At 67.8% G+C, this 23,160-nt stretch carries 19 protein-coding genes; 7 read left to right on the top strand and 12 right to left on the bottom strand.

Annotation, left to right across the window (positions count from 1 at the left end; all coding sequences use genetic code 11):
* Window positions 1–199 precede the first annotated feature (199 nt).
* The 3 genes from A3OM_RS0122925 to A3OM_RS0122915 all read right to left on the bottom strand — a co-directional run bounded on the left by A3OM_RS0122925 (window position 200) and on the right by A3OM_RS0122915 (window position 5,842).
* The gene (locus tag A3OM_RS0122925) at window positions 200–3,148 is read right to left on the bottom strand and encodes a response regulator (protein ID WP_018046140.1); all 2,949 of its coding nucleotides are present in this window, start codon (window positions 3,146–3,148) and stop codon (window positions 200–202) included.
* A gap of 307 nt (window positions 3,149–3,455) precedes the next feature.
* Window positions 3,456–4,184, bottom strand: coding sequence for a Crp/Fnr family transcriptional regulator (locus tag A3OM_RS0122920; protein WP_018046139.1), 729 nt, complete (start codon window positions 4,182–4,184; stop codon window positions 3,456–3,458).
* 386 nt (window positions 4,185–4,570) lie between these two features.
* Complete coding sequence (locus A3OM_RS0122915) at window positions 4,571–5,842, bottom strand: polysaccharide biosynthesis/export family protein (protein ID WP_018046138.1); 1,272 nt, start codon at window positions 5,840–5,842, stop codon at window positions 4,571–4,573.
* 394 nt (window positions 5,843–6,236) lie between these two features.
* Here A3OM_RS0122915 and A3OM_RS0122910 point away from each other — a divergent pair, with 394 nt between their 5' ends.
* From A3OM_RS0122910 to A3OM_RS24580, 3 genes are all read left to right on the top strand, one after another.
* On the top strand, window positions 6,237–7,241 hold the full coding sequence (locus A3OM_RS0122910; RefSeq protein WP_018046137.1) for a UDP-glucuronic acid decarboxylase family protein: 1,005 nt from the start codon (window positions 6,237–6,239) through the stop codon (window positions 7,239–7,241).
* The gene (locus tag A3OM_RS24585; RefSeq protein ID WP_018046136.1) at window positions 7,238–8,194 is read left to right on the top strand and encodes a WecB/TagA/CpsF family glycosyltransferase; all 957 of its coding nucleotides are present in this window, start codon (window positions 7,238–7,240) and stop codon (window positions 8,192–8,194) included. Before A3OM_RS0122910 ends, A3OM_RS24585 begins: the two co-directional genes overlap by 4 nt.
* Before the next feature lie 103 nt (window positions 8,195–8,297).
* A complete protein-coding gene (locus A3OM_RS24580) occupies window positions 8,298–9,755 on the top strand; it encodes a sugar transferase (protein WP_157196531.1) in 1,458 nt (485 codons plus the stop codon).
* Between the two features lie 623 nt (window positions 9,756–10,378).
* Here A3OM_RS24580 and queC read toward each other — a convergent pair.
* The 3 genes from queC to queE all read right to left on the bottom strand — a co-directional run bounded on the left by queC (window position 10,379) and on the right by queE (window position 12,145).
* Window positions 10,379–11,089, bottom strand: a complete 711-nt coding sequence (gene queC / locus A3OM_RS0122895) for a 7-cyano-7-deazaguanine synthase QueC (protein WP_018046134.1) — start codon at window positions 11,087–11,089, stop codon at window positions 10,379–10,381.
* Window positions 11,090–11,091: 2 nt separating this feature from the next.
* Window positions 11,092–11,451 (bottom strand): 6-carboxytetrahydropterin synthase QueD, encoded by a 360-nt coding sequence (gene queD / locus A3OM_RS0122890; RefSeq protein ID WP_018046133.1) that lies wholly within the window; start codon window positions 11,449–11,451, stop codon window positions 11,092–11,094.
* Between the two features lie 61 nt (window positions 11,452–11,512).
* The gene (gene queE / locus A3OM_RS0122885) at window positions 11,513–12,145 is read right to left on the bottom strand and encodes a 7-carboxy-7-deazaguanine synthase (RefSeq protein ID WP_018046132.1); all 633 of its coding nucleotides are present in this window, start codon (window positions 12,143–12,145) and stop codon (window positions 11,513–11,515) included.
* A 363-nt stretch (window positions 12,146–12,508) separates the two neighbouring features.
* Between queE and A3OM_RS0122880 the strand changes: the two genes are divergently transcribed.
* From A3OM_RS0122880 to A3OM_RS0122870, 3 genes are all read left to right on the top strand, one after another.
* On the top strand, window positions 12,509–14,017 hold the full coding sequence (locus tag A3OM_RS0122880; RefSeq protein WP_018046131.1) for a serine hydrolase: 1,509 nt from the start codon (window positions 12,509–12,511) through the stop codon (window positions 14,015–14,017).
* A 31-nt stretch (window positions 14,018–14,048) separates the two neighbouring features.
* Window positions 14,049–15,167, top strand: coding sequence for a GTP-binding protein (locus A3OM_RS0122875; RefSeq protein ID WP_018046130.1), 1,119 nt, complete (start codon window positions 14,049–14,051; stop codon window positions 15,165–15,167).
* A 137-nt stretch (window positions 15,168–15,304) separates the two neighbouring features.
* A complete protein-coding gene (locus tag A3OM_RS0122870; RefSeq protein WP_018046129.1) occupies window positions 15,305–16,159 on the top strand; it encodes a hypothetical protein in 855 nt (284 codons plus the stop codon).
* 39 nt (window positions 16,160–16,198) lie between these two features.
* On the opposite strand, the gene A3OM_RS0122865 is transcribed toward A3OM_RS0122870, so the two are convergent.
* The 5 genes from A3OM_RS0122865 to A3OM_RS0122845 all read right to left on the bottom strand — a co-directional run bounded on the left by A3OM_RS0122865 (window position 16,199) and on the right by A3OM_RS0122845 (window position 20,397).
* Entirely contained in the window at window positions 16,199–16,525 is a 327-nt protein-coding gene (locus A3OM_RS0122865; protein WP_018046128.1) for an HPr family phosphocarrier protein, read from the bottom strand.
* Between the two features lie 174 nt (window positions 16,526–16,699).
* Complete coding sequence (locus tag A3OM_RS0122860) at window positions 16,700–17,101, bottom strand: PTS sugar transporter subunit IIA (RefSeq protein WP_026176340.1); 402 nt, start codon at window positions 17,099–17,101, stop codon at window positions 16,700–16,702.
* Window positions 17,102–17,223: 122 nt separating this feature from the next.
* Window positions 17,224–17,748, bottom strand: coding sequence for an HPr kinase/phosphatase C-terminal domain-containing protein (locus tag A3OM_RS0122855; RefSeq protein WP_018046126.1), 525 nt, complete (start codon window positions 17,746–17,748; stop codon window positions 17,224–17,226).
* A gap of 12 nt (window positions 17,749–17,760) precedes the next feature.
* Window positions 17,761–19,518, bottom strand: coding sequence for a sensor histidine kinase (locus A3OM_RS0122850; RefSeq protein ID WP_018046125.1), 1,758 nt, complete (start codon window positions 19,516–19,518; stop codon window positions 17,761–17,763).
* Window positions 19,519–19,686: 168 nt separating this feature from the next.
* On the bottom strand, window positions 19,687–20,397 hold the full coding sequence (locus A3OM_RS0122845; protein WP_018046124.1) for a response regulator transcription factor: 711 nt from the start codon (window positions 20,395–20,397) through the stop codon (window positions 19,687–19,689).
* A gap of 338 nt (window positions 20,398–20,735) precedes the next feature.
* On the opposite strand from A3OM_RS0122845, the gene A3OM_RS0122840 reads away from it, so the two are divergent.
* Window positions 20,736–21,551, top strand: a complete 816-nt coding sequence (locus A3OM_RS0122840) for a DUF2470 domain-containing protein (RefSeq protein WP_018046123.1) — start codon at window positions 20,736–20,738, stop codon at window positions 21,549–21,551.
* Between the two features lie 174 nt (window positions 21,552–21,725).
* On the opposite strand, the gene A3OM_RS0122835 is transcribed toward A3OM_RS0122840, so the two are convergent.
* Window positions 21,726–23,027, bottom strand: coding sequence for a polysaccharide biosynthesis C-terminal domain-containing protein (locus tag A3OM_RS0122835; RefSeq protein ID WP_157196530.1), 1,302 nt, complete (start codon window positions 23,025–23,027; stop codon window positions 21,726–21,728).
* Window positions 23,028–23,160: the final 133 nt, after the last annotated feature.

The following is a 23,160-nucleotide window of genomic DNA, read 5'->3' as shown; positions in this document are numbered from 1 at the left end:
CGTGATGAGAGCATCGAACGGACAGCCCGATGCGTCGAGTTTCGTCGCGCCCTTGCAGGGACCGATCGGCGTTTTCGTCACAGCGACCGAGGTGGACGCTCCAAGGAGGCTTGCCTCGACCCGAAGGGCGAACCGCCCACGGTCACGGTCGGTTCTCTCTCAAAGTACGACGACGCAGCGGGAGGTGTGTGAGAGATACTCAGAGCAGGGCCACCGTCTGGCGGATTTCGGGCATGGTCGGCCCCGTGATCTCGTGGACCATGCGGTTCATCAGGTCGCGGGCGATGAGGCAGCGCCCGCGGGCCTCGTCCCGCGCGGCACCGGCGGGCAGCGCGGCGAAGGTCCGGCAGGCCTTGGCGAGGTCGCGGAATCCCGTCCTGTCGGCCCGGGCCGCGATGGTTTCCGCGCTCGCCCCGTCCGTGTCGGGTCCGAAACGGTCGACGAGCCTGACGAAGGCACGCACGTCCTCGCGGGCCGCCTCCTCGCCCATCCGGGCGATCAGGGCGTCGAAGGCGCTCCGGTCGAAGATCGGCGGCCTTTCCGGCATCGGCGCGTCCGCGTCGCTCTCCCGCAGGACGATGGAGGAGATCTGGTCGCCGATCACCCGCGACAGGGTCGGGAGATCGAACGGCTTGCCAAGTTGACCGTTGGCGCCGGCCTCCGTGAGGGCCCGGACCCGGTCCGGCATCATGCTGGCGCTCATGGCCACGATCGGCACCCGGCGCGCCGGGTGCTGCAGGGAGCGGATACGCCGGATGGCCGTGGTCCCGTCCATTCCGGGCATCGACACGTCCATGAGGACGAGGTCGTAGGCGCTGGCCTGCACCGCCAGGATGGCCGCCTCTCCGTCGGTGACCATGTCGACGCCGTAACCCAGGCGCTTCAGCATCGCCTGGACGACCTCCCGGTTGATCGGGTTGTCCTCCACCACGAGGATGCGGCCGGCCCCGGGCGCGTCCGGGCTCGGAGCCGGCGCCGCGCGTGTCAGCACCGGCGCCGGCGCCAGGGAGAGGGAGAACCGGTAGGCCGCCGTCTCGCCCAGCGGCGTGCTCCGGTCGATGCGCCCGCCCCCCATGAGTCCGACGAGGCGCTGGGCGATGATGAAGCCGAGGCCGCTGCCGTCGAGGGTCACGGTGCGGGCTGCGGACTGCTCCGGGTCTTCGCCGGCATGGGCGGTGACGAAGACGCGCCAGCGCTCGGCGGCCTCGGCGCCGCGCGGCCCCTGCAGCGCGAGGGTGACGGTGCCCCGGCGCAACGTGCCGATGGCGTCGTTGAGCAGGTTGAGGAGGATCTGCCTCAGGCGGCGCTCGTCGCCCAGGACATGGCGGGAGCCGTCGCCGGGAACGGCCACGTCGATGGCGCCCCCCCTCGCCTCGGCCATGGGCCTCACGAGATCGGCCGTCCCGCTCACCAGGGCGGGCAGGTCGATTGGGATGCTGTCGAGGCGCAGATTGCCTTCCCCGGCCCGGGCATAATCGAGGACGTCGTCCACCGTGCCGAGAAGCGTGTCGGTGGCTGCACCCACCAGGGCGAGATAGCGGATCTGATCGGGTGAGAGCCCGGTCGTGTGCGCGAGGAGGTCGGTGAAGCCCTTGATCGTCGTCAGCGGCGTCCGGATCTCGTGGCTCATGAGGTTCATGAACTCCGACTTCGCCCGGCTCGCATTCTCGGCCTTGGCCTGGGCCAGTTCGGCGGCGTCGCGGGCCATGCGCAATTCGTCGGCCTGATCCTGCCGCTTCGTCACGTCCCGCAGGGTCGATATCACGTTGGGCGCCCCAGGCGCGGCGGAGGTCAGGAGGTCGTTGACCGCCTCGATCCAGATGCAGCGGCCATCCGCATGGCGCATCCGGAACAGGGAGACGATGCTCGGCCGGTCGGGGGCGAGGCGGGCATCTGCGGCGGAGAAGGCGGCGAGATCGTCGGGGTGGATGCGCGTGCGCGGATCGAAATCCGACCCTTCCGTGCCGAACAGCGCCGCGCCGGAAGGCGAGACATAGGCGATGCGCCAGTCGGCATGGCGCAGGATCACCACGTCGGTCATGGTCTCGGCGAGGAGTTTGTAATGCGCCTGGCTCGCCGCGAGTTCGCGGCCGCGCTCGGCCACCCGGACCTCCAGGTTGGCATTGACCTCCGCGATGGCGGCGTGGTGCTCGGCCGAGACGCGGGACGCCGTCACGAGCGCCCTGCCGATCTGATCCACTTCGCGGATCTCGCTGGCGGGAAGGTGGACGGGGTCGCCGCGCCCGACCGCGCCGGCGGCTCGCTTCAGGTTCCGCACCGCCCTGGCCACCTGCCGGGCATAGATCCAGGCGACGATCCCGCCGCTGCCCAGCAGCGTCACGGCGAGGAAGGCCAGGACGGCGAGCGAACGATAGAGCGAGGCCTCGAAGGCATTCCGGTCGAGGCCGGTGACCACCGTCCAGTCGGAGACGCCGGAGCGATGGTGGAATTCCATGACGCTGGCCTCCGCCTTCTCCCAATCCTCCAGACGCTGGAGCCTGGGCGGAGACGAGGAGGGCTCTTTCGTGGAGAGGCCGGACGAGTCGGGCGCATCGTCGGTTTGTGCGACGATGCGCTTCGCGCCATCGACGAAGACGGCGGAGAACGGGTCGTCGATCTCGGCCTGTGCAATCAGGCGGGCGAAGTGATCCGTGCGCACGGCGATGGAGACGAACATCTCCGGGGCGCCGCCGCGCAGGACCGGCGCGCAGATCAGGACGATATCGGCCCCGGTGACCACGCTCTTGATCACCGGAGAGATGACCGGGCGCCGGGTCGCGATCAGGGACGCGGCGAGCGCGGGACGGGGGGAGGACGGCATGGCCGTGCCGACGGGCACGCGCGTGTTGACGATCTGGCGGCCATCGACATGGACGAGGGACACCGTGAATTCGGTGGTGTCCACGAGTGCCCGCCCCTGGGCATCGAACCGCGCCCAGTCCTCGGCATCGATGGAGGGCGAGGTCGCCAGGGTCCTGGCCATCGCGCTCATCTCGGAGAGATCGCGGTCGAGGCGCTCGCGGAGATGGTCTCCGGTGAGCTGTCCCATGGTCTGCAGACGGGCTCGCTCGGCGGTCACGTACCAGTCGGTGATGACGCCGGCGAGCACCACGAGGGGAAGCGCGATGGCGAGGGCGAAGACCATCATGGCCGCCACCGCCGAGTGTTGCCCCCGCTCTCCGCGCCTGCGCACCGCTCTCTCACCTTGTCGATGGGCGCACCGATGGGACGCGGCCTCGCTTCACCTAAGCAGGGATTCTCCGGCTGGCCAATGGATTGTGAGGTTGTTCGAAATTCATGGTTTCGACGGCTTTATGAATAGCGTCGTCCAGGGTCCGCGCTTACGCGAAGGTTCGATTTCAATCGGGTCCGACTCATGCGTCCTCGGTGCGTTCGGCGGACACCCGCCATGGCACGGGCGAAGGGTGATGGGTTTCCCTCACCTCCGTCCGGTCTCAGATGAAGGGGCCGATCAGCCGCTCGTACTCGGCCTCGGCGAGGCCATAGCTGTCGCCGGCCAGTTCGACGAGCTTGAGCCGGTCACGGATCGTGATCTGCCCGCGCCGCATCACGATCATCCGCGTGCGCTCCAACTCGTGCAGAGCGACGGTGACGCGCGGGCGATGCATGCCGAGCATCAGCGCCAGCATCTCGTGGGTCATGACCACGCGGCCCTCGTCGAGCCTGTCGCTGGCCAGGAGGAGGCAGAGCGCCAGGCGCTCCTCCACCGAATGGTGCCGGTTGGCCAGGGCCATCTGGCTGGTCCAGAGGATGACGACCTGGACGTAGCGCAGGAGGATGTCGCGCAGGGCGCTGCTCTGGGCCATCGCCTGACGCAGGGCGCCCGCGCCCATGCGGAGGGCCCGGCCCGCCACGCGGACCTCCACGGTGAGGGGCGTGTGCTCGATGCCGAGCACGAGGGCGGTGCTGACCATTCCGTCGCGCCCGACGACAGCGATCTCGACGGTGCCGCGTTCGGCGATCGCCATGGTCACGGAGGCCAGTCCACTCTCGATGAAATACGCGTGCGGGATGGGCTCGTTGGCCATGACGATCCGCTCGCCGACGGTCAGCACCACCTCTTCGAGCTGCGGCAGCATCTGGCTGAAGACTTCGATGGGAAGCGCCCGCAGGAGGCGGTTCTCGACCAACGGCGCCTGGAGCGGCTGGAGTCGTGAGTTCATTAGTGACGCTCCGGCAAGCATCTCGCCTATACTTTCAAGGAACTCGGAATTAACAGTGGCGAAGAGCCGTATTCTACAGAATATTGATTAAAATTCCAGTAAAATAGAACAATATTAAGTACTAGCTTGGGCTTCGATGTGTATTTTAATTCGTAACATTTGAACCTCCGCGATGTGCCCGAGCGATCCGGGTGCCGAGGCCGAGCGGCGTGTCCAAGGCGATCGGCTCCCGCGTCCGCCCGTGGCGGGGGAAGGGGGCGAGCCTGCGCCTACATGCGTCCTGCAAGTGCGAGGCGGATGATCGTTGGGACGTCGACGGGCCCGCGACGCCGGGGCCGCGTCGGCGTCTGCCGCGGCCGGCCGTGGGAGAGGTGCCGGTTCCCGTATCAGCGCGCCGGGACGGAGCCCGGTTCCGGCAGGGCCAGGCTTGTCCGGATCGGACTCGTCGGCGGCTCGCGACGGACGTCGATGATGTCGCCCGGCTGGAGGAGCGCACGCTCGTTCGCCTCGAAGGTCTCCGTCCGCTCGCCCACGGCGCGCGTGATGAAGACTTTCCGCGCCGGGGTGCCGGGGCTGGCTGCACCGAGCATGCCGCCGGACTGGAGGCGCGCCTCCCGGATCTCGCGGGCGCTCGGCAACTGCATCTCCACTTCCGTCAGGCGCGTGGTCACGTCCTGCAGTTCGGCGAGGAGGCGGCGATGATAGGTGTCGGTGAGTTCCTGGACGCGCAGGGCGAGGTCGCCGATCGCCAGATCGAGCCGGGCGAGTTCGGAGTTCAGCCGCGCGATGGTCCCCTTGTTCCGGGCCTCCTCGCGCTGCAGTTCGATCCCCTGGTACCGTCGCGCCAGACCGTTGCTGATGAGCTTCTCGTAATCCTCGAGATGGGACTGGATCAGCCGGAGCTGCGTCTCCTCCGCCTTGCGCTGCGCCTCGACGCCGGCGATCTCCGCCTCGATCCGCGGCTTCTGCGCACGGAGCATCTCGGCGGATTGTGCGAAGGCGCTCCGCTGCGCCTTCAGGATCCCGCGTTCCTCCGCGAGGAGACGGGTGAAGCCCTCGTCGCGTTCGCTGCCGCGCGGCGGGGTGAAATCCTCACGGTCTTGCCGCTGCGCTTCCAGCCTCTCGCGCCGGACCGTGAGCAGGCGCAGGGTCGCCTCCAGGACCCGGACCCGTTCGTCGGCACTGAGGAACTCCGTGCGCTGGGAGATCTGCGCCTGTTCGGGCAAGGCGAAGCCGCCGGCCAGGGCGATGCCGCTGAGAACCGAGGCCCCGTAGCGGAACGGGTAACTCCCCGCGACGCGCACGTCGCCCAGGAGGTAGATCGGCCGCATCTCCGTGATACGCAGGCTCACCACCGGCTGCTGCAGAAAGCCGTCGGCCAGATGGCTGACGATCTGCTTCTGGGCCTCCGGCAAGGTCATGGCCGAGACGGAGACTTCGCCGATTAGGGGCAGGAACAACGCGCCGCTGCCATTGACCACGAACTCGCCCGAGAGTTCGGCCTGGCCGTAGACCGACAAGCCGAGCCGGTCTCCGGGCGCGAGTCGATAATCGGAATCCTGGGCGCCGGCCGCCCCGCCGAGGGCGACCCACAGGGCGAGTGCCGCGATGCGGTGGGGCACGCGCGCCAGGCGCGTCCGTCGATGCTGTCTCATCATGGATCAACCGACCGCTTGTCTGGTGAGGCCTATCTCGCAGGATTGCCAATAGTCTAAACCGCGGAAATTCCGGCTCCGGCATCGCCTTTCGGACGATCCCGGCCCTACAAGGAGTTAATCCTTCCGAATATCGGCCATACTATAAAATCTAATCGATGATTTTTGGCGTCGATTCGCGGTAATATTCGATGGTACTATTCCTTATTCGGTCATGAAGCCTGCCCTATGCACCGGATGCGCCACTTGTAGCGTGCAATGATTGTCCTCCATGGTTCGGCGGCGCTCCGAGTTCCTCCCCGAGGGGACGGTCGAGCGAGATCACCGACGGAACGCTCGTTCCAGTCTCGGACGCGACGATCGTCGGTCCTGGGAATGAGCCGGAGGGGCACCGACAATGAAGCGCATCCTCGTAACGGGTGGGGCCGGGTTCATCGGGTCTCATCTCTGTGGACGGCTGATCAAGCAGGGAAACGAAGTTCTCTGCGTCGACAATTTCCTGACAGGTGCGCGCTCGAACCTGGATAAGCTGCTCACGCACCAATCCTTCGAGCTCCTTCGCCACGACGTGACGTTCCCGCTCTACGTGGAGGTCGACGAGATCTACAATCTCGCCTGCCCGGCCTCTCCGGTTCACTATCAGCGCGACCCCGTCCAGACGACGAAGACCAGCGTGATGGGGGCGATCAACATGCTCGGCCTGTCCAAGCGCCTTCACGCCCGCATCCTCCAGGCCTCGACCAGCGAGGTCTATGGCGATCCGGACGTGCACCCGCAGCCCGAGAGCTATTGCGGCCATGTCAGCATCGTCGGGCCGCGCGCCTGCTACGACGAGGGCAAGCGCTGCGCCGAGACGCTGTTCCACGATTACCGGCGTCAGCACCGGATGTCGGTGCGCGTGGCGCGGATCTTCAATACCTACGGGCCGAACATGCATCCGCAGGACGGCCGGGTGATTTCGAACTTCATCGTCCAGGCGCTGACGCATCAGCCGATCACGATCTACGGCGACGGCTCCCAGACCCGGTCGTTCTGCTACGTGGACGATCTCGTCGAAGGCTTGCTCCGGCTGATGGCGGTGGAGGAGGAGCCCGGCGACGTGGTCAACCTCGGCAACCCGTCCGAGATCAACGTCCTCGCCCTGGCCGAACGCATCGTGCAGTTGTGCAATTCGCGCTCGACCATCGAATGCCGGCCCTTGCCCCAGGACGACCCGAGGCGGCGCTGCCCCGACATCTCCCGCGCCCGGGAGAAACTGAGATGGTCGCCGCGGGTCGATCTCGACACCGGTCTGGTGCGGACGATCGCGTATTTCGAAGCGCGGCTCATCCAGAAGGGCTCGCCGATTCATGCCCTGCGCGAACTGGCCCGCTCCGAACCCCTGACGCAGGTCGCGGGATGACCGACGATCTCACGCCGAGTGGCGCCGATCTCAATCGCTGGGCGCGATCCGTGCGCCCGGAAACCCGCCGCCGCCACGCGGTCGAGCTGACGGGCGCGGAAACGGCGGGGGCTTCACCCGCCCCTGCCGGGGGCTGGGAACTGCCGCGCGCCGAGATTCTCGGGCTCGACGTCAGCGCCATCACCTTCGCGGACGCCATTGCGGCCATCGATGCCTTCGTCCGCTCGGGCAAGCCGCATTACGTCTGCATCACCGGAGCCCATGGGGTGATCGAGAGCAGAAGCGATCCGCACTTGCTCGCGATCCACAACGCGGCGGATCTCGTGACGCCGGACGGCATGCCCCTCGTCTGGATGTCGCGGCTCCTTGGCCACACTTCGACCGAGCGGGTCTATGGCCCCGACCTGATGCGCGCGATCACGCGCCTGTCGCCGTCCCGCGGCTATCGCCATTTTTACTACGGCGGAGCGCCCGGTGTGGCCGAGGCGCTGAGCGCCCGCCTCCGGAATGCAAATCCGGGACTGTCCGTGGTCGGCACCTGCTGCCCTCCGTTCCGGAGCCTGTCGCGGGAGGAGGACGAGGCGGTGGTGGCACAGATCAATGCCGCGCGGCCGGACATCGTCTGGGTCGGCCTCAGTACCCCCAAGCAGGAAAACTGGATGGCCTCCCATCTCGGACGCATCGATGCGCCGGTCATGATCGGCGTCGGGGCAGCCTTCGATTTCCTGGCGGGCGCCAAGCGGCAGGCCCCGGTCTGGATGCAGAAGCGAGGCCTCGAATGGCTGTTCCGCCTCGTGAGCGAACCGAAAAGGCTCTTCGCCCGCTACATGAAGATCGTCCCCCTGTTCCTGCTGCTCGCTGCCGGGCAGCTTCTCAGGACCTGGTTCGCCTCCCGCATCAGGGATGGGGCCTCTCCGGCGATGCCGGCCCCGCCGCCTCATCGGCCCGGGTGATTCCCGCTCCCGGGCCGTGCCGGGCCTCGCCCCCGTGGCCACGGTGTCCCGCCTTCTCTCGTTCCAGGGCCGGTATGGCCTCGAACTTTCGGAATGGCTTCCCATGAGCACCACCGACAGCATCATTCTCGCGGGCCCTGCGGTCGAGCGGATCAAACCGGTGGAGGTCGAACTCCGGCCCGGACGGCGGCGGGCCATCGTCACGACGGTTCTGGTCGGGGGGGACCTGTTCTTCTCGGGCATTGTCGGCGTCGTGCCCTGGCTGCTGACCGGCTGGCCGCCACTGACGGATTGGTTGGGACCCTCCACCTCGGTGCCGATTCCCCCTGTCGGCGTCGTGCTCATCCTGGCGGTGTTCGGGCTCTATTCCAGCTATGGGCCGAGCCCCCCGGAGCGGTTGCGGTTGCGCGTCCTCGGGGTCTGCATCTACGCGATCAGTTGCCTGCTGGTGGTGAGCGCTCAGGGGCCGTCGGCGCGGGGCGTTGCCGAGATCGCGGTGGTATCGGCGCTCCTGGTGGTGATCGGCTTCTATGGCGAATCCGCGCTGCGAAGCGCCCTGATCCGGTGGAGACTCTGGGGGGCTCTCACCGTGATCGTGGGGACCGACACCGCCGGGCGCAGCCTGGCCGACACGCTCCTCGCCCAGCCGGAACTCGGGTTTCGGCCGGTAGGCTTCCTCGCTGAGCGCGGGCAGGAGCCGGTGCGGATAGAGGGACTGCCCATCCTCGGCATGATCGACGAGATGCCGGCGGTGCCGGTGGAGGTGCTGCTGTTCTCGTCCTGCGCCACCCTCGCCCTGTATGACGGCAAGGGGGCGGGCGGGGCTCCCGCTCCACGCACGGTCCTCGCCCAGCAGATCCACGAGTTGCAGAACATGTGGGTGCAGGTGCAACCCCTCGGCAGCGCCATCGGCCTCGAGATCCGGCGAGAACTGTACCGGCCGCGCAACCTCGCCCTCAAGCGCGTGATCGACTGCACCTTCGCAGGCCTCGGCCTGATCGTGGCCCTTCCGGTGATCGCGATCCTCGCCGTAACGATCCGCAGCCTCGATCCGGGCAGCCCGTTCTATGTCCAGATCCGCGTCGGGCGGCATGGACGGCCGATCCGGGTCCTGAAGTTGCGGACGATGTATTCCGACGCGGAGCGCCGGCTGCACGCCCACCTCGAATCCTGCCCGGCGGCCCGCGAGGAATGGCAGCGCTTCTTCAAGCTCTCCGCCGATCCGCGAATCCTGCCGAAGGTCGGGCATTTCATCCGGCGCACGAGCCTGGACGAGCTGCCCCAGCTCTGGAACGTCCTGCGCGGCGACATGAGCCTCGTCGGCCCGAGGCCGTTTCCGGCCTATCACATGGACGGGTTCGATCCCGATTTCCGTGCGCTTCGCACCAGCGTGCCGCCCGGCCTGACCGGCCTTTGGCAGATCTCGTCGAGAAGCGACGGCGATCTCCACGTCCAACGCAGCCAGGACACCTACTATATCCGCAACTGGTCGCCGTGGCTCGACCTCTACATCCTGATGGGAACGGTCTCGGCGGTCCTGGGCGCCAAGGGCGCCCGGTAACCTCCGGCAATCCGGGGCGACGAGGGATGATTGTCGACGCATTCGCCAAGCCGATCCGCCGGCGGGCCGGTCACCAACTCGCCCAGCGAGGATACGGGCAATACCAGCGATATCCTATGGGCCGATGTCACCGAGGCGGACATCGCGCCCCAGGCGCACTCGACCAACGCGTCCGCTTGGAACCGAGACCCATTCGACGAAATCGGGCATCCGAATCGATGTGCTTGTCCCGAAGATCCATCCTACGGGACAAGCATTCTTATGGTTTTCATTCAATCGATCGAATTGTCGTCCCACTCGATATGCTGCCGCTTCTCAGGCCATAAGAATATAACGATCAATCCTATGCTGCCAAAAATCGAAACAAAGGCAGAGATCCAAAATATGATTTCCAGCACGGCACCCTCCGGTCGTGCAATGGCGCCGAATCCTTTTTCGCCGATGAAGAATCGGCTGTCAATTATCCCACGACTTCTACGATCTATTGATTGAATATTTTAGCTGAACCTGAATCCAGTCCTGAAACAGGACGGATGTCGCTGATCGTCTCGTGCGAGAAATGGCGTGGGGAGCCCGGCACGGCGAAGGGGGTCCCGCTGTCCGCGACGGCGCAGGCGCCCACTCTACTCCGTCACCGCCTCGGCCACGAACTTCGCATGGCCCTTCGCACGCAGGTCGCAGGCGGGGCAGGTGCCGCAGCCGTAGCCCCAGGCGTGGCGTTCCCCTCGTGTGCCGAGGTAGCAGGTGTGGGTGTCCTCGACGATGAGGTCCACCAGGGGCTGGCCGCCGAGGTCCTTGGCCATCTTCCATGTCTCGGCCTTGTCGATCCACATGAGCGGCGTGTGGAGGACGAAGCGGCGGTCCATGCCGAGGTTCAGCGCCACCTGGAGCGCCTTGATCGTATCGTCCCGGCAATCGGGATAACCGGAGTAATCCGTCTCGCACATGCCGCCGACGATATGGCCCAGCGACCGGCGGTAGGCCAGGGCGGCGGCGAAGGTCAGGAAGATGATGTTGCGGCCGGGCACGAAGGTGTTGGGCAGGCCGCCCGCCTCGAAGGCGATCTCGGTGCTGCGGGTGAGCGCGGTCTCGGAGACCTTGCCCAGGGCATCGAGGGCGATGGTGTGGTCGCGGCCCAGACGCCGGAACCAGGCCGGGTTCATGGCCGCCATCGTCTCGCGCAGGGGCGCCCGCCCGTCGAGCTCGACCCGGTGGCGCTGATTGTAGTCGAAGCCAAGGGTCTCCACCCTGGGAAAGCGCTCCAGCGCCCAGGCGAGGCAGGTGGTGGAATCCTGTCCGCCGGAGAACAGGACCAGGGCACCGTCGTCGCTCATGGTCAGGCTTCGCCTTCGTATTCGGCCCAGGACATCGGAGTCTCCATGACCTTGACCGAGGACAGGCCGGGCAGGGCGGGCTTCGTCCGATGCCAGATCCAGGCCGCGATATGCTCGGCGGTCGGGTTCTCCAGCCCCTCGACCTCGTTGAGGCAGTAATGGTCGAGCTGGGCCAGGATCGGCGCGAAGGCGTGCTCCACGTCGAAGAAGTCCACCACCCAGCCCGTCGCCGGGTCCACGGCGCCGGAGATCGTCAGCTCGACCCGGTAGGAATGCCCATGCATCCGGTGGCAGCGATGCGTCTCGGGCACGTTGGGCAGGCGATGCGCCGCCTCGAAGGTGAAGGCCTGGGTGATCTTCATGAGAGTCGACTCTGAGGTTCTCCGCGCGCCGAACTGACCGGCACAAGGTCACGGAAGGGGGTCACGGGATACCGATGATCTTGTGGGTTTGCAGCGAGAGCCGCCAGCGCGCGTCGCGGCGGCAATACTCCACCGCCGCTCGGGTATGGGCAAGGCGGTCCGGCCCGTCCATGGGCTGGAGCCAGTGGTGGCGGAAGTCGAGGGTGGCGAAGCGCTCGGGACGCGCGTCGTCCTGGGGGTAGACGAGCTTCAACTCGTGCCCGGTGGTCTGGACCAGGGCATTGCCGGCCTTCGGGCTCACGCAGATCCAGTCGATCCCCTCGGGGGTCGCCAGGGTACCGTTTGTCTCCACCGCGATCTCGAAGCCGCACGCGTGCACCGCCGCGATCAGTGCGGGGTCGAGCTGCAGCAGTGGCTCGCCGCCGGTGAAGACCACGTAATGGTGAGACGCGCCGCCCTCCCAGGTGGCGGCAATGGCGTCGGCGAGCGCCTCCGGCGTCGAAAAGCGCCCGCCGCCCTCGCCGTCCATGCCGATGAAATCCGTATCGCAGAACGTGCAGGCGGCCGTGGCGCGGTCTTCCTCGCGGCCGGACCAGAGATTGCAGCCGGAAAACCGGCAGAACACCGCGGCCCGGCCCGCCTGGGCCCCCTCGCCCTGGAGGGTGTGGAACAGTTCCTTGACCGCGTAGCCCATCGCTCTCTCAGCCGATCTCCCCGGAAGACCCCGTCCCGCGCTGGGCAACGGCCTGCTTCCGACATCGCGACGCGATGGGACAGCCCATAGACGCCTCCTCGCTCCGAGGCCATGGCGCGGAGCCCAACGCAACTATGCGCGCGCGGCAACGTCCGCCCGTCCGGACCTGTGCATCGCACCAATCGTTCGGCCGCATCGCCATGGTCTCGCCATGGAGACGGCGTTGATGGGCATTCGCGCCGAGCCCTCTCGCAGGGTTGGCCGCAGGCTGGCATCCCTCGCCAAAGCTCGGCCGTTGCGCTATTTTTCTTCGGACGGACCGACCATGATGGCGTCGGGGCGTTCCCTTTCGAGACGGGCCTGATGTCGAACCGATTGTTGCGCCGCCTCGTTCTTGGTCTCGCCACGGCCGCGGGATTGCTCGGAGCGGGTGCGGCCGGCGCGGTGACGGCGCCGATCCTCGTGGTCGAGGTCGATTCCGGCAAGGTCATCTACGCTCAGGGCGCCACCGACCCGTGGTTCCCCGCCTCCATCACCAAGCTGATGACCGCCTACGTCGCTCTCGACATGGTGCGGCAGGGCAAGGTCTCGCTCGACACCCTCATCACCATCTCGCCCGCCGCCGCCGCCGAGCCACCCTCGAAGATGGGCTTCAGGCCGGGCACGCAACTGACCCTCGACAACGCCCTGAAGATCATCATGGTCAAGTCGGCCAACGATGTCGCCTGGGCGATCGGCGAGAATCTCGGCGGCTCGGTCGAAGGCTTCGCCGCCCTCATGAACGAGACCGCCGCCCGGATCGGCATGCGCGAGAGCCGCTGGACCAATCCCAACGGCCTTCCGGATGCCCGGCAATGGACCTCGGCCCGCGACATGGCGGTGCTCGGCCGGGCACTGATCCGCGACTTTCCAGACAACCGCGCCCTGTTCTCGATCAGCGCGATCCAGTTCGGCAAGTCGATCATGGCCAACCATAACGGCCTGCTCGGCCGCTATGCCGGGGCCGACGGCATGAAGACCGGCTTCATCTGTTCGGGCGGTTTCAACGTGGTGGCCAGCGCCACCCGCAACGGCCGCCGTCTCATCACCATCGTCATGGGCCAGCCGAGCGCCCGCGAGCGCGACCTCAAAGCGTCCGACCTGTTCGATTACGGCTTTGGCCAATCGGCGGGATGGACCGCGCAGACCATCGATTCCCTGCCCGCTTCCACCATCTCCGAGCCGCCGGACCTGCGCCCCTATATCTGCGACAAGCGCAAGGCCCTGCCGGTCGACGAAGGCCCCGGTCCCATCGCCTCGCAGGCCGGCAGCGAGAATGCCTCGATCCTCGCCGCCGCCGCGCCCGTGGGCTCGGCGCTCGCTTTCGCCACCCTCAACAACGGCTCCCTGAAGGGCCGTGCCCTGCCACCGCGCGCGCCCCTGCAGCCGATCCTGGTCTGGATCGGCCGCGATCCGGCCGAAGGCGCCATCGCCCTGAACGAGCAGGCCGAGGCCGAGAAGGCGGAACGCGCCGCCAAGATCGCGGAGGCCCGCAAGACGAAGCTCGAGGCCGCGAACGCCAAGCGCGAGGCATCGAGGCTCGCCAAGCCGGCCGCGAACGGCAAGGGCGCCGTGCCGGCCACAGCCAGCGCCTATGCTCCGGTGGAGACGACGCCCGTGATCGCGGGCGGCGCGAAATCCTCAACCAAAGCCGATGCCGGCAAGAAGCCCGTTGCGAAAGCCGCGACGAAGCCGGCCCACAAGTCCCCGGAAAAGCCTGCGGCGAAGGCTGCGGACAAGTCCACGGCCAAGCCTGCGGCCAAGTCTTCAAAAAGCGCCGCCAAGGCATCAGGCACCGGCAAGACCTCCGCTGCGCGATCCGCCGAGGATTGAGCCGGCGGCGGCGGCGGGGTAGGCCGGTTCCATGGCCAATCCCTCCCAGCCCACGTCTCCGAACGACGATCCCCGTCGTCCGAAGCCGATCCCGCTCACGGTGCTCACCGGCTTCCTCGGAGCCGGCAAGACCACGCTCCTCAACCGGATGCTGCCCGATCCGGCCCTGTCGGACACCGTGGTCATCGTCAACGAGTTCGGCGAGATCGGCCTCGATCACCTGCTGATCGAGACGGTGGACGAGGACATGATCCTGCTCGGCGCCGGGTGCCTGTGCTGCACCGTGCGCGGCGACCTCATCGCCACCCTCGAAGATCTGCTGCGCAAGCGCGACAACGGCCGCATCACGCCGTTCCGGCGAGTCGTCATCGAGACGACGGGCCTCGCAGACCCGGCCCCGATCCTCCACGCACTGATCTACCATCCCTATCTCGCCCTGCGGTACCGGCTGCAGGCCGTCGTCACCGTGGTGGACGCGGTCAACGGCGCATCCACCCTCGACGCTCATCCCGAGGCCGTGCGCCAGGCCGCAGTGGCCGACCGGATCGTGCTGGCGAAGGAGGATCTCGTCGACACGGGAAGCGACGCCCTGCGCGACCGCCTCCGGGTTCTCAATCCCACGGCGCCCATTCATGGTCCCGACGTGGCGCCGGCCGAGCTTCTCGGCGGGTTCTTCGGTCTGGACGGCAAGAGCGCGGATGTCCGCGCCTGGCTCGGCGCCGAGGCCTTCCCGGACCACGATCATCATCACGGCCACCACCATCACGACGTGAACCGGCACGACGCCGCGATCCGGGCCTTCACCCTCACCAGCGACGTGCCGGTGAAGCGGGCCGCTCTCGAGATGTTCCTCGATCTCCTGCGGTCCGGCCACGGCCCGAAGCTCCTGCGCCTGAAGGGGCTGGTGGCGCTCGCCGACGAACCGGATCGTCCCGTGGTGGTCCACGGCGTCCAGCACGTGATCCATATGCCGGTCCAGCTCGCCGCATGGCCCGACGACGATCACCGCTCTCGCCTCGTCCTGATCGTGCGCGATCTCGATCCGGCCTTCGTCACCGGCCTGTGGGATGCCTTTCTGGGGCGTCCGAGGGTCGATGCACCCGATGCCGCCGCGCTGACGGCCAATCCGCTGGCGATCCCCGGAGGCTAGTTCACCCGCCCTCTCGGCCGAACCGTCCTGTTTCAGGAATATCTATGCGGCATTCATTTTGAATCTATATACCATGCTTGGCCTTGTGGCCGAGGATGATGTTCCATTTCGGAACACATCGGTAGCGGAATCGCCGAATGAGACAGGGGCTGAGCATCATCGAGGGTGGCCGGTTCGTCGAAGCGGGGCGAATCGGGACGGGTGTCGACGCGGAGGAGTGTCGCATCGTCTTAAGGCGGCCCAACGTGGTGGAGCCGGTGGAGATCGACGCGTGGCGCGCGCTCCTCACCCGTATCCGCTGGCCGGAACCGATCTACGCCGACCCGGACTACCTGCTCACCGCGGCCGTGCACCAATCCGGCGGTCGCGATCTCGTCTTCGCCTTCGCATGGAGCGGCCAGGGCGAGCTCGCACGCCTGCGCGGCGTCATTCCCCTGTCCATGCCGCACGGCCTGTGGGGCAATGGCCGGGCACAGGGCTGGTACCCGCCCGGTCCGGTCGTCGCGCCCACCATCGAGCCCGGGTTCCTCGATGAGGTCGAGGGCGCGTTGCGTGCGGCGGTCAAGGCGGTCCATCCCCGCTCGACGCTGATCATGATACCGCCCCCCGCGGTGCCCCTACCGGAGGAGACGGTCCTTCTTTCGGATGCGTCCGATGCCCAGGTCGTGCCGGCGCGGGATCGCGTGGGCGTGCGGCTTGCCGGACCGTGGACCCGCGATGGCGTCGAGATCGAGCGCATCACCGAGCCCTTCCGCATCCGCGATGCCGTCGAGACCTATCTCTCGTTCGATGCGCGGGTGTCCGGAAACCCGATCGTGCGGGATCCGTCCGCCTCGTCCATGGTCAGGGTGGTGACGCGGCGCTTCGCCCAGAGGCGCCAGACCAGCGTCGACTTCGCGCGCAAGGATGGCGTCATCGTCGCCGCGGTCCTGCGCCTCGGCGCCGGTCCGGGCTCGATCGTATGGCGGCAAGCCGAGACGCGGGCGGCCTGACCACCCCGTAAGCTTCGGATATCGAAGGCCGCTCCCGGCCTATTCGTCCTCGCCGAACTTGTTGGCGAGGAGGTCGGTGATGGCTTGGAGGCAGGCTTCGGCATCGCTGCCAGAGGCCACCACGGCGATGGACGTACCCTGTGCCGCGCCGAGGGTGAGCAGGCCCATGATCGAGCGTCCGCCCACGGTCTCGCCCGAGCGTGTGACGGTCACCGCGGCCTCGAACTTCTCCACCGTCTGCACGAACTTGGCCGAGGCCCGAGCGTGCAGGCCGCGCCGGTTGATGACCGGAAGGATCCTCAAATGGCCGCCCTCCGGGACCGTGATCTCGGGCTCGACATCGTCGTCGTCGTAAGCGTCGCTCATGGGCCTGTGCCGTCCCTGTCCCGTCCCTGTGGCCGGCGCGCCAACGGTGAGCCCGGCCCGATCCTCGTCCAGTGATGGCACGGCCGAGCCGGGACAACGCCGCGCGAAATCGCCACGCTTGCCTGATAAGCCGACAGAGGATGTTTGGGAAAGTCCGTTCGTCTCGCGGACGTGTTATTTGCCGGCGAGGACGCGCGAGGCGACGTTGATGTACTTCCGGCCCGCCTCCTGGGCATGGAGCACCGCATCCCCCAGGGGCTCGGCATCGCGCACGCTGGCGAGCTTGATCAGCATCGGAAGGTTGATTCCGGCCACCACCTCCACGGTCCCGCCATTCATGCAGGACAAGGCGAGGTTGGAGGGCGTGCCGCCGAACATGTCGGTGAGCACGACGACGCCCTTGCCGGTATCGACCCGGTCCACGGCTGAGACGATGTCGAGCCTTCGAAGCTCCATATCGTCGTCGGGGCCGATCGTGATCGTCTCGATCTGCTTTTGCGGACCGACCACGTGTTCAAGGGCAGCCTTGAACTCGGTGGCGAGCAGCCCGTGGGTGACGAGCACCATTCCAATCATAGACGCGTGTTCCGACACCCAGTGGGAGCCGCCATTTTGTGCAGCGCAAGGTCGGACGCAAGACGAGAGTGACGTTTTGCGTCTCCTAGCCCCAGGATCATGTCATGTGGGTGGGCGCCACGCTATATGGGAGAGCCGAATTCGCATGAGACGGTGCGGAGGTGCGTCCGTGGGGCAACGCTCGCACCGGGGATGAGAGCACAGAGCACGAGACCCGGCGCCAACGCGCGGTCGCGGATGTTGCGGTCCAGCATGATCCGGCGAATCGCGATGCCAAGGACATCGACCGAATCCATGGGCGTGTCGGGCAGTCGCGGCAGCGTCCCGACGAGATCGACAACGAGGCGGATGACGGCCGCATGGGCCAGCGGCGATGCCCGGACGAGCCCCATGCCCCGGATCTCGATCAACCCGTGAAGGGCGGGGTGGCCGCGAGCGACCACGCGTCCGTGATGGGGGGTGAGCCCGATACGGTCGTCGCCCACCAGCGCGCCGTAGCCGCCCTCCTGCCGCGCCCGGTCGAGGAGAGCGAGGGCCAGGGACGATTTGCCGGCACCGGATTCGCCCCTGATGAGGATGCCGGCTTCACCCAGGACCAGGCAGGTGGCGTGGACCGTGAGGGCCGATGCGGGAGGGGGCCGCTCCACGGGCCGGCGTGCCTAGCGGGACGCCGCGGGGAGGCGCACGACGAACCGCGCGCCGCGCACCGTCGCCTCCCCGTTCTCGTCGGCGGGTCCGGGGCGGTTCGCGGCCCTGATCGTGCCGCGATGGGCCTGGACGATCTGGCGCGAGATCGACAGGCCGAGGCCGGAATTCTGGCCGAACCCCTGTTCCGGCCGGTCGGTGTAGAAGCGCTCGAAGATCCGCTCCAGGGCGTGTTCGGGGATGCCGGGGCCCTCGTCCTCGACGATCAGTTCCACCTCGGCGCGGACCCGGCGCAGGGCCACCCGTACCTTGGCATCGGGGGGTGAGAACGAGCGGGCGTTGTCGAGGAGGTTGTTGACGACCTGTCCGAGCCGGCTGTCATGCCCGAAGATCATGAAGGGCGCCTCCACGTCGCCGGGCGGCGTGTCCACGTCGAACTGGATGAGCGCGTCCTTCGGGCGCCGCCGCTCGTTGGCGACGGAGACCACCGTCGTCATCAGCTTGTGCAGGTCCACCTTGCGCGCCTCGGCGCGGGCGAGCTCCGCATCGAGGCGCGAGGCATCGGAGATGTCGCTGATGAGGCGGTCGAGGCGCTTCACGTCGTGCTGGATGATGGCGAGCAGGCGCGAACGGGAATCGTCGGACTTGGCGAGGGGGAGCGTCTCCACGGCGCTGCGCAGGGACGTGAGGGGGTTCTTCAGCTCATGGCTGACATCGGCGGCGAAGCTCTCGATGGCGTCGATGCGCCGGTAGAGGGCCTGGGTCATGTCGCGCAGGGCGCCGGACAGGTGGCCGATCTCGTCGGTCCTGCCGGTGAAATCGGGAATCTCCTCGCGAGACTTGATGCCGAGGCGGACCTTCTCGGCGGCGTCCGCGAGGCGGCGCACCGGGCCGGCGATGGCCCCGGCCAGCAGGATCGACAGGACCAGCATCACGGAGGCGGCGATGAGGAAGACCTGGAGCAGGCCGAACCGCTCGGAGGCGATGACCCGGTCGATGTCGCCGCCTTGGGTCGAGAGCATCAGCGCGCCCCGGACCGCCCCGGACCGCAGGATCGGGACCGCCACGGAGACGTTTGTCTCCCCGGCCTCGTTGCGGCGGACCAGGGTGCCGCGGGCGCCGCCGAGGGCGACCTGGACTTCCTTCAGGCTGTGGCCGCTCGCCGGGCCGACCTCTTCCAGGACCGACGTGCGGGCGGTGCCGAACAGCTTGGCCTGGACGAACTCCCAGGCCTGTTCGAGGAAGTTGTGCTTGCTCCGCACGACGATGCCGTCGCTGCGGCCCATCTCGCCGCGGGCCGAGAGCGTGCGGGTGTCGAACAGCAGGCCGCCATCCTGGTCGTAGACCCGCGCGCGGTTGCCGGTGGGCGTGATGAGACGGCGCAGGAGCGGCGCCACCCGCTCGGGGTTGAGGGAAAAGGTCAGCGGAGAGGGGGTGTCGTCGCCCGCACCGCCTTCTCCGGCCTGCAATTGGAGCAGCTTGTCGGGATCGATGCGGATCGCGTCGGTGTCCACCGAGGCCGAGGAGGAGATCGCCCCGGCGATGATCTCGCCCTGGATCAGCAGGCTCTGCACCCGCGCCTGGATCAGTCCCTGCCGGAACTGGTTCAGGTAGAGGAAGCCGAACAGGAGGGCGATCAACCCGACGAGGTTGAGGACGACGATCCGGCGCGTCAGGCTCGAGGAGGCGCGCTGGCCGATGCCGCGCCAGATCGTGCGCGGCAGGGAGAGGAGGCCGCGTTGCGGAGCATCGGCTTGGTCTTGGGAATCCACGATCGTCCGAAGTTGGAGATTTTGCCCGGAATGGGCGCCATCGCTGCAGCAAAACCACCGCCACGCGACGCCCGTAAACACCGCCATGCGACGGCGAAACCCGTCCGTTCGGGCGGGCGGCGCGTGGCGGTGACGTTCTCGAGGGAGTTCGACGTCCGTGAGTCCGGCTCAGCCTTCCTTGAAGCGGTAGCCGACGCCGTACAGGGTTTCGATCATGTCGAAATTGGTGTCGACCACCTTGAACTTCTTGCGCAGGCGCTTGATGTGGCTGTCGATGGTGCGATCGTCGACGTAGACCTGATCGTCATAGGCCGCGTCCATCAGGGCATTGCGGCTCTTCACGACGCCGGGCCGGTGGGCCAGGGCCTGCAGGATGAGGAACTCGGTCACCGTGAGGGTGACGGCCTCGCCCTTCCAGGTGCAGGTGTGCCGCTCCGGGTCCATCATCAGCAGGCCGCGCTCCAGGGAGCGGGCGGCGGCATCGGCCTCGCGCGCGGCGGCGCCCGGCCCGTCCTTGGGGGCGAAGCGGCGAAGCACGGCCTTGACCCGCTCCACCAGGAGGCGCTGCGAGAACGGCTTATGGATGAAGTCGTCGGCGCCCATCTTGAGGCCGAAGAGCTCGTCGATCTCCTCGTCCTTCGAGGTGAGGAAGATCACCGGCAGGTCGGATTTCTGGCGCAGGCGGCGCAGCAGCTCCATCCCGTCCATGCGCGGCATCTTGATGTCGAAGATCGCGAGATCGGGGGGCGAGTGCTTCAGGCCGTCGAGGGCCGAGGCGCCGTCGGTGTAGGTCTGGATCCGATAGCCTTCGGTCTCGAGGGCGATCGAGACCGAGGTGAGGATGTTTCTATCGTCGTCCACGAGGGCGATGGTGGGCATTTCGCGTTCCCTGTTGCTCGGATGCGGCCTTCGCGGACGTCGGTTCGCTCTTGTCGTCTCCGCATCCCGCCCTCAGAAGACGAAGGCCGGCAAGACGCGCTGGCGAACCCGTCGGAAACGGGGCCGCATTCGCGCGGAGAGTCAGGCTGTGTAAAGACTTCGGTTGAAAAAAGCGAGCTTGCCCGGTGGATATGTCGGTTTGACGCTTGACTGAGGCCGCCGTGCCGCAGTCCGGCGGCCTCGCGCAAGCGGTCCGAGAACCCCTATCATCGCGATTCTGAATGAAGGCCGGCGGTCGGAAAAGCCCGGCCCGAGCCCACATGAAAGCAGGATGCACCATGGCTGACGGAAACCGGATCGAGGATGGTCGGGGCGGGGGCGAGGCACCGCCGCAGCGGCGGGGCCCCGCCGCTCCGCTCCCGGCCTCGGAGGCCCCGTTCGATGCCATCGGCCTCGCCCGGCATCTCCTGCGCAGCATCCGCTCCGGGGCATTGGCCACCCTCGACGCCGAGGACGGGACGCCCTTCGCCTCGCTGGTGACGATCGCCACGGATGTGGACGGCACCCCCCTGATGCTGCTCTCGCGCCTCTCGGCGCATACGCGCAACCTCCTGGCCGATCCCCGCGCCTCGCTGCTGTTCAGCTCCGGCGGCAAGGGCGATCCCCTGGCCCATCCCCGCCTCACCGTCACCGGCCGGGTGACGCAGACGACGGAGCCGCGCATCCGCGAGCGCTTCGTCGCCCGCCACCCGAAGGCGAAGCTGTACGCGGACTTCCCCGATTTCGGCTTCTTCGCCCTGGAACCCGGCGCCGGGCATCTCAACGGGGGCTTCGCCAAGGCGGCCACGCTGACCCACGCCGAGCTCCGCCTCGACCTGTCGGGGGCCGAGACCCTGATCGCCGGCGAGCGCGGGGCGGTGGAGCACATGAATGCGGACCATGCCGACGCGCTCGCCCTCTACGCCAAGGGCGAGGGCGGCGGCGACGGACCCTGGCGCCTGACCGGCCTCGACCCGGAGGGCATGGACCTCCTGGCCGGCGACCGCACCGCGCGCATCCGCTATCCGGCGCCGGTCACCGACATGGGCGGCCTGCGCAAGGTCCTGGTCGAGATGGCCGCGAAGGCGCGCGAGGCCCCTGTAGTGAGCGAATGACGACGCAGTCGCGACGACGCAGTCGCGACGACGTGGCGCCCGAGCGGGTTGGCCCCGTCCGGCATTCCCCCTCGCCCGGGCCGTCCGCCTCATCGGCCCAGGGCCGTCGCCCGGGGAAAATCCCCCGTGTCCCGATCATCGCCGACGGGTATCGGTTCCGGAGCCGGCATGGCCTCACCCGGATCGTCCGCGGAGCGGGGCCGGGACGGCCTGGTCCCGCACCCGGCCGGAGGAGGCGTCGGCGGTGTCGGTAGCGATCATTCTGGTGAAGAGGAGGTGCAGCACGACGAGGCGGACGGCGTTGGCGAGGCAGAGGGCGATGCAGGCTCCGTTCAGGCCGAACCCGATGATGAGCGGGATGGCGATCGGGATCGTCGCCACGGCCCCGGCCGCGTTCACGATCAGGGCCTGCTTGGCTTGCGAGACGCCGTGGAAATAGGCGCACACGATGTCCGTCACGAACGCGGCGAGGGCCGCGATGGCGAGGAGCCGGACCGGGGTCGCGATGTCCACATAGGGAGAATGGGCACCGTAGATGAGGCCCAGCACCTCGTGGGGAAATGCCACGATGGCCGCCAGGAACACGATCACGATGGGCATCCCCGACAGGGCGAGGGGGTGGGTGGCGCGCCAAGCCTCCGCCTTTCCCCCGGCATGCGCCCGTGAGGAGACCTGAAGGATGACGTTGCCGAGCCCGATCATGAGCGGGTTGAGCAGGTTGACGATGTTGAAGCCGGCTTGCAGCAGCGCCGGCAGAGCGGCCCCGGACAGGGCGGCCAGGAACCAGAACAGGAACTGGACCCGCAGGGCGGCGCAGAGGTTGTTCGCCAGCGCCCATCCGCCGAGGCGCCAGAAGTCCAGGGCGACGGCCCGGATGCGGGTCATCGCATGCCGGCGCAGGGAGAACCCAACCTGTATCCCCTGGAGGACGGCCGCCGCCGCCGATGTGACGGTCATGGCATAGAGGGCGGTCTCCAGGGTCAGGTCACCCCGGAGCGCGAGCCAGACGGCGATCAGGATCTGCCCCATATAGCTGACGATCTCACCGGGGACGGCGGCTCCGAAGCGCAGTTCCACGAACAGGTAGCGCCGGAACGCCTCCTGCACCTGCCAGACGAAGAAGTAGACGAGCAGGGCCGCGATGAGGTCGGGCCGGCCGATGAGGAAGGCCGTGACGGCCAGGACGAGACCGGCCGGAACGCACAGGCCGACGAGCAGGATGAAGCTCACGCTCATCAGTTCGCCGATGCGGCCCCGGTCCGCGGGATCGGCCAGGACCGACATCGGATAGAACAGCACCGATGCCATGACGGTGTAGAGGATCATCAGGATCCCGAAGAGCAGCGCGAAGGCGCCGTATTCCTGCGGCGGCAACGTCCGCGCGAGGGCGATCGTGAACAGGAAGTTGCCGAGGCTCGCGACGCCTTGATCGATCAGGGGCCAGGCGATCCGTGCAGCCCGCACTCTAGCGAGCACCGGCCGGCTCCACCGCCGGCGGCGTCGGGCAGGCCACGGCCGCGCGGGACAACGGCGCGCCGCCTCCGCCGACAGGCGTGAACACGATGATGATCGAAGCCATGATCGACATCCGCTGGATGGCCGCCGAGAA

It is taken from the genome of Methylobacterium sp. 88A, assembly GCF_000376345.1.
Classification (GTDB): Bacteria; Pseudomonadota; Alphaproteobacteria; order Rhizobiales; family Beijerinckiaceae; genus Methylobacterium; species Methylobacterium bullatum.
Note: the sequence above shows the minus strand (reverse complement) of the source record. Positions and strands in the feature narration are given on the sequence as shown.

Coding starts and splice junctions, on each gene's coding strand:
- queD (WP_018046133.1), bottom strand. CDS start 11,451: ATGAAGATCACCCAGGCCTTCACCTTCGAGGCGGCGCATCGCCTGCCC.
- A3OM_RS24580 (WP_157196531.1), top strand. CDS start 8,298: ATGAGCACCACCGACAGCATCATTCTCGCGGGCCCTGCGGTCGAGCGG.
- A3OM_RS0122910 (WP_018046137.1), top strand. CDS start 6,237: ATGAAGCGCATCCTCGTAACGGGTGGGGCCGGGTTCATCGGGTCTCAT.
- A3OM_RS0122860 (WP_026176340.1), bottom strand. CDS start 17,101: ATGATTGGAATGGTGCTCGTCACCCACGGGCTGCTCGCCACCGAGTTC.
- A3OM_RS0122880 (WP_018046131.1), top strand. CDS start 12,509: ATGTCGAACCGATTGTTGCGCCGCCTCGTTCTTGGTCTCGCCACGGCC.
- queC (WP_018046134.1), bottom strand. CDS start 11,089: ATGAGCGACGACGGTGCCCTGGTCCTGTTCTCCGGCGGACAGGATTCC.
- A3OM_RS0122925 (WP_018046140.1), bottom strand. CDS start 3,148: ATGATGGTCTTCGCCCTCGCCATCGCGCTTCCCCTCGTGGTGCTCGCC.
- A3OM_RS0122840 (WP_018046123.1), top strand. CDS start 20,736: ATGGCTGACGGAAACCGGATCGAGGATGGTCGGGGCGGGGGCGAGGCA.
- A3OM_RS0122865 (WP_018046128.1), bottom strand. CDS start 16,525: ATGAGCGACGCTTACGACGACGACGATGTCGAGCCCGAGATCACGGTC.
- A3OM_RS0122845 (WP_018046124.1), bottom strand. CDS start 20,397: ATGCCCACCATCGCCCTCGTGGACGACGATAGAAACATCCTCACCTCG.
- A3OM_RS0122870 (WP_018046129.1), top strand. CDS start 15,305: ATGAGACAGGGGCTGAGCATCATCGAGGGTGGCCGGTTCGTCGAAGCG.
- A3OM_RS24585 (WP_018046136.1), top strand. CDS start 7,238: ATGACCGACGATCTCACGCCGAGTGGCGCCGATCTCAATCGCTGGGCG.
- A3OM_RS0122915 (WP_018046138.1), bottom strand. CDS start 5,842: ATGATGAGACAGCATCGACGGACGCGCCTGGCGCGCGTGCCCCACCGC.
- A3OM_RS0122875 (WP_018046130.1), top strand. CDS start 14,049: ATGGCCAATCCCTCCCAGCCCACGTCTCCGAACGACGATCCCCGTCGT.
- A3OM_RS0122920 (WP_018046139.1), bottom strand. CDS start 4,184: ATGAACTCACGACTCCAGCCGCTCCAGGCGCCGTTGGTCGAGAACCGC.
- queE (WP_018046132.1), bottom strand. CDS start 12,145: ATGGGCTACGCGGTCAAGGAACTGTTCCACACCCTCCAGGGCGAGGGG.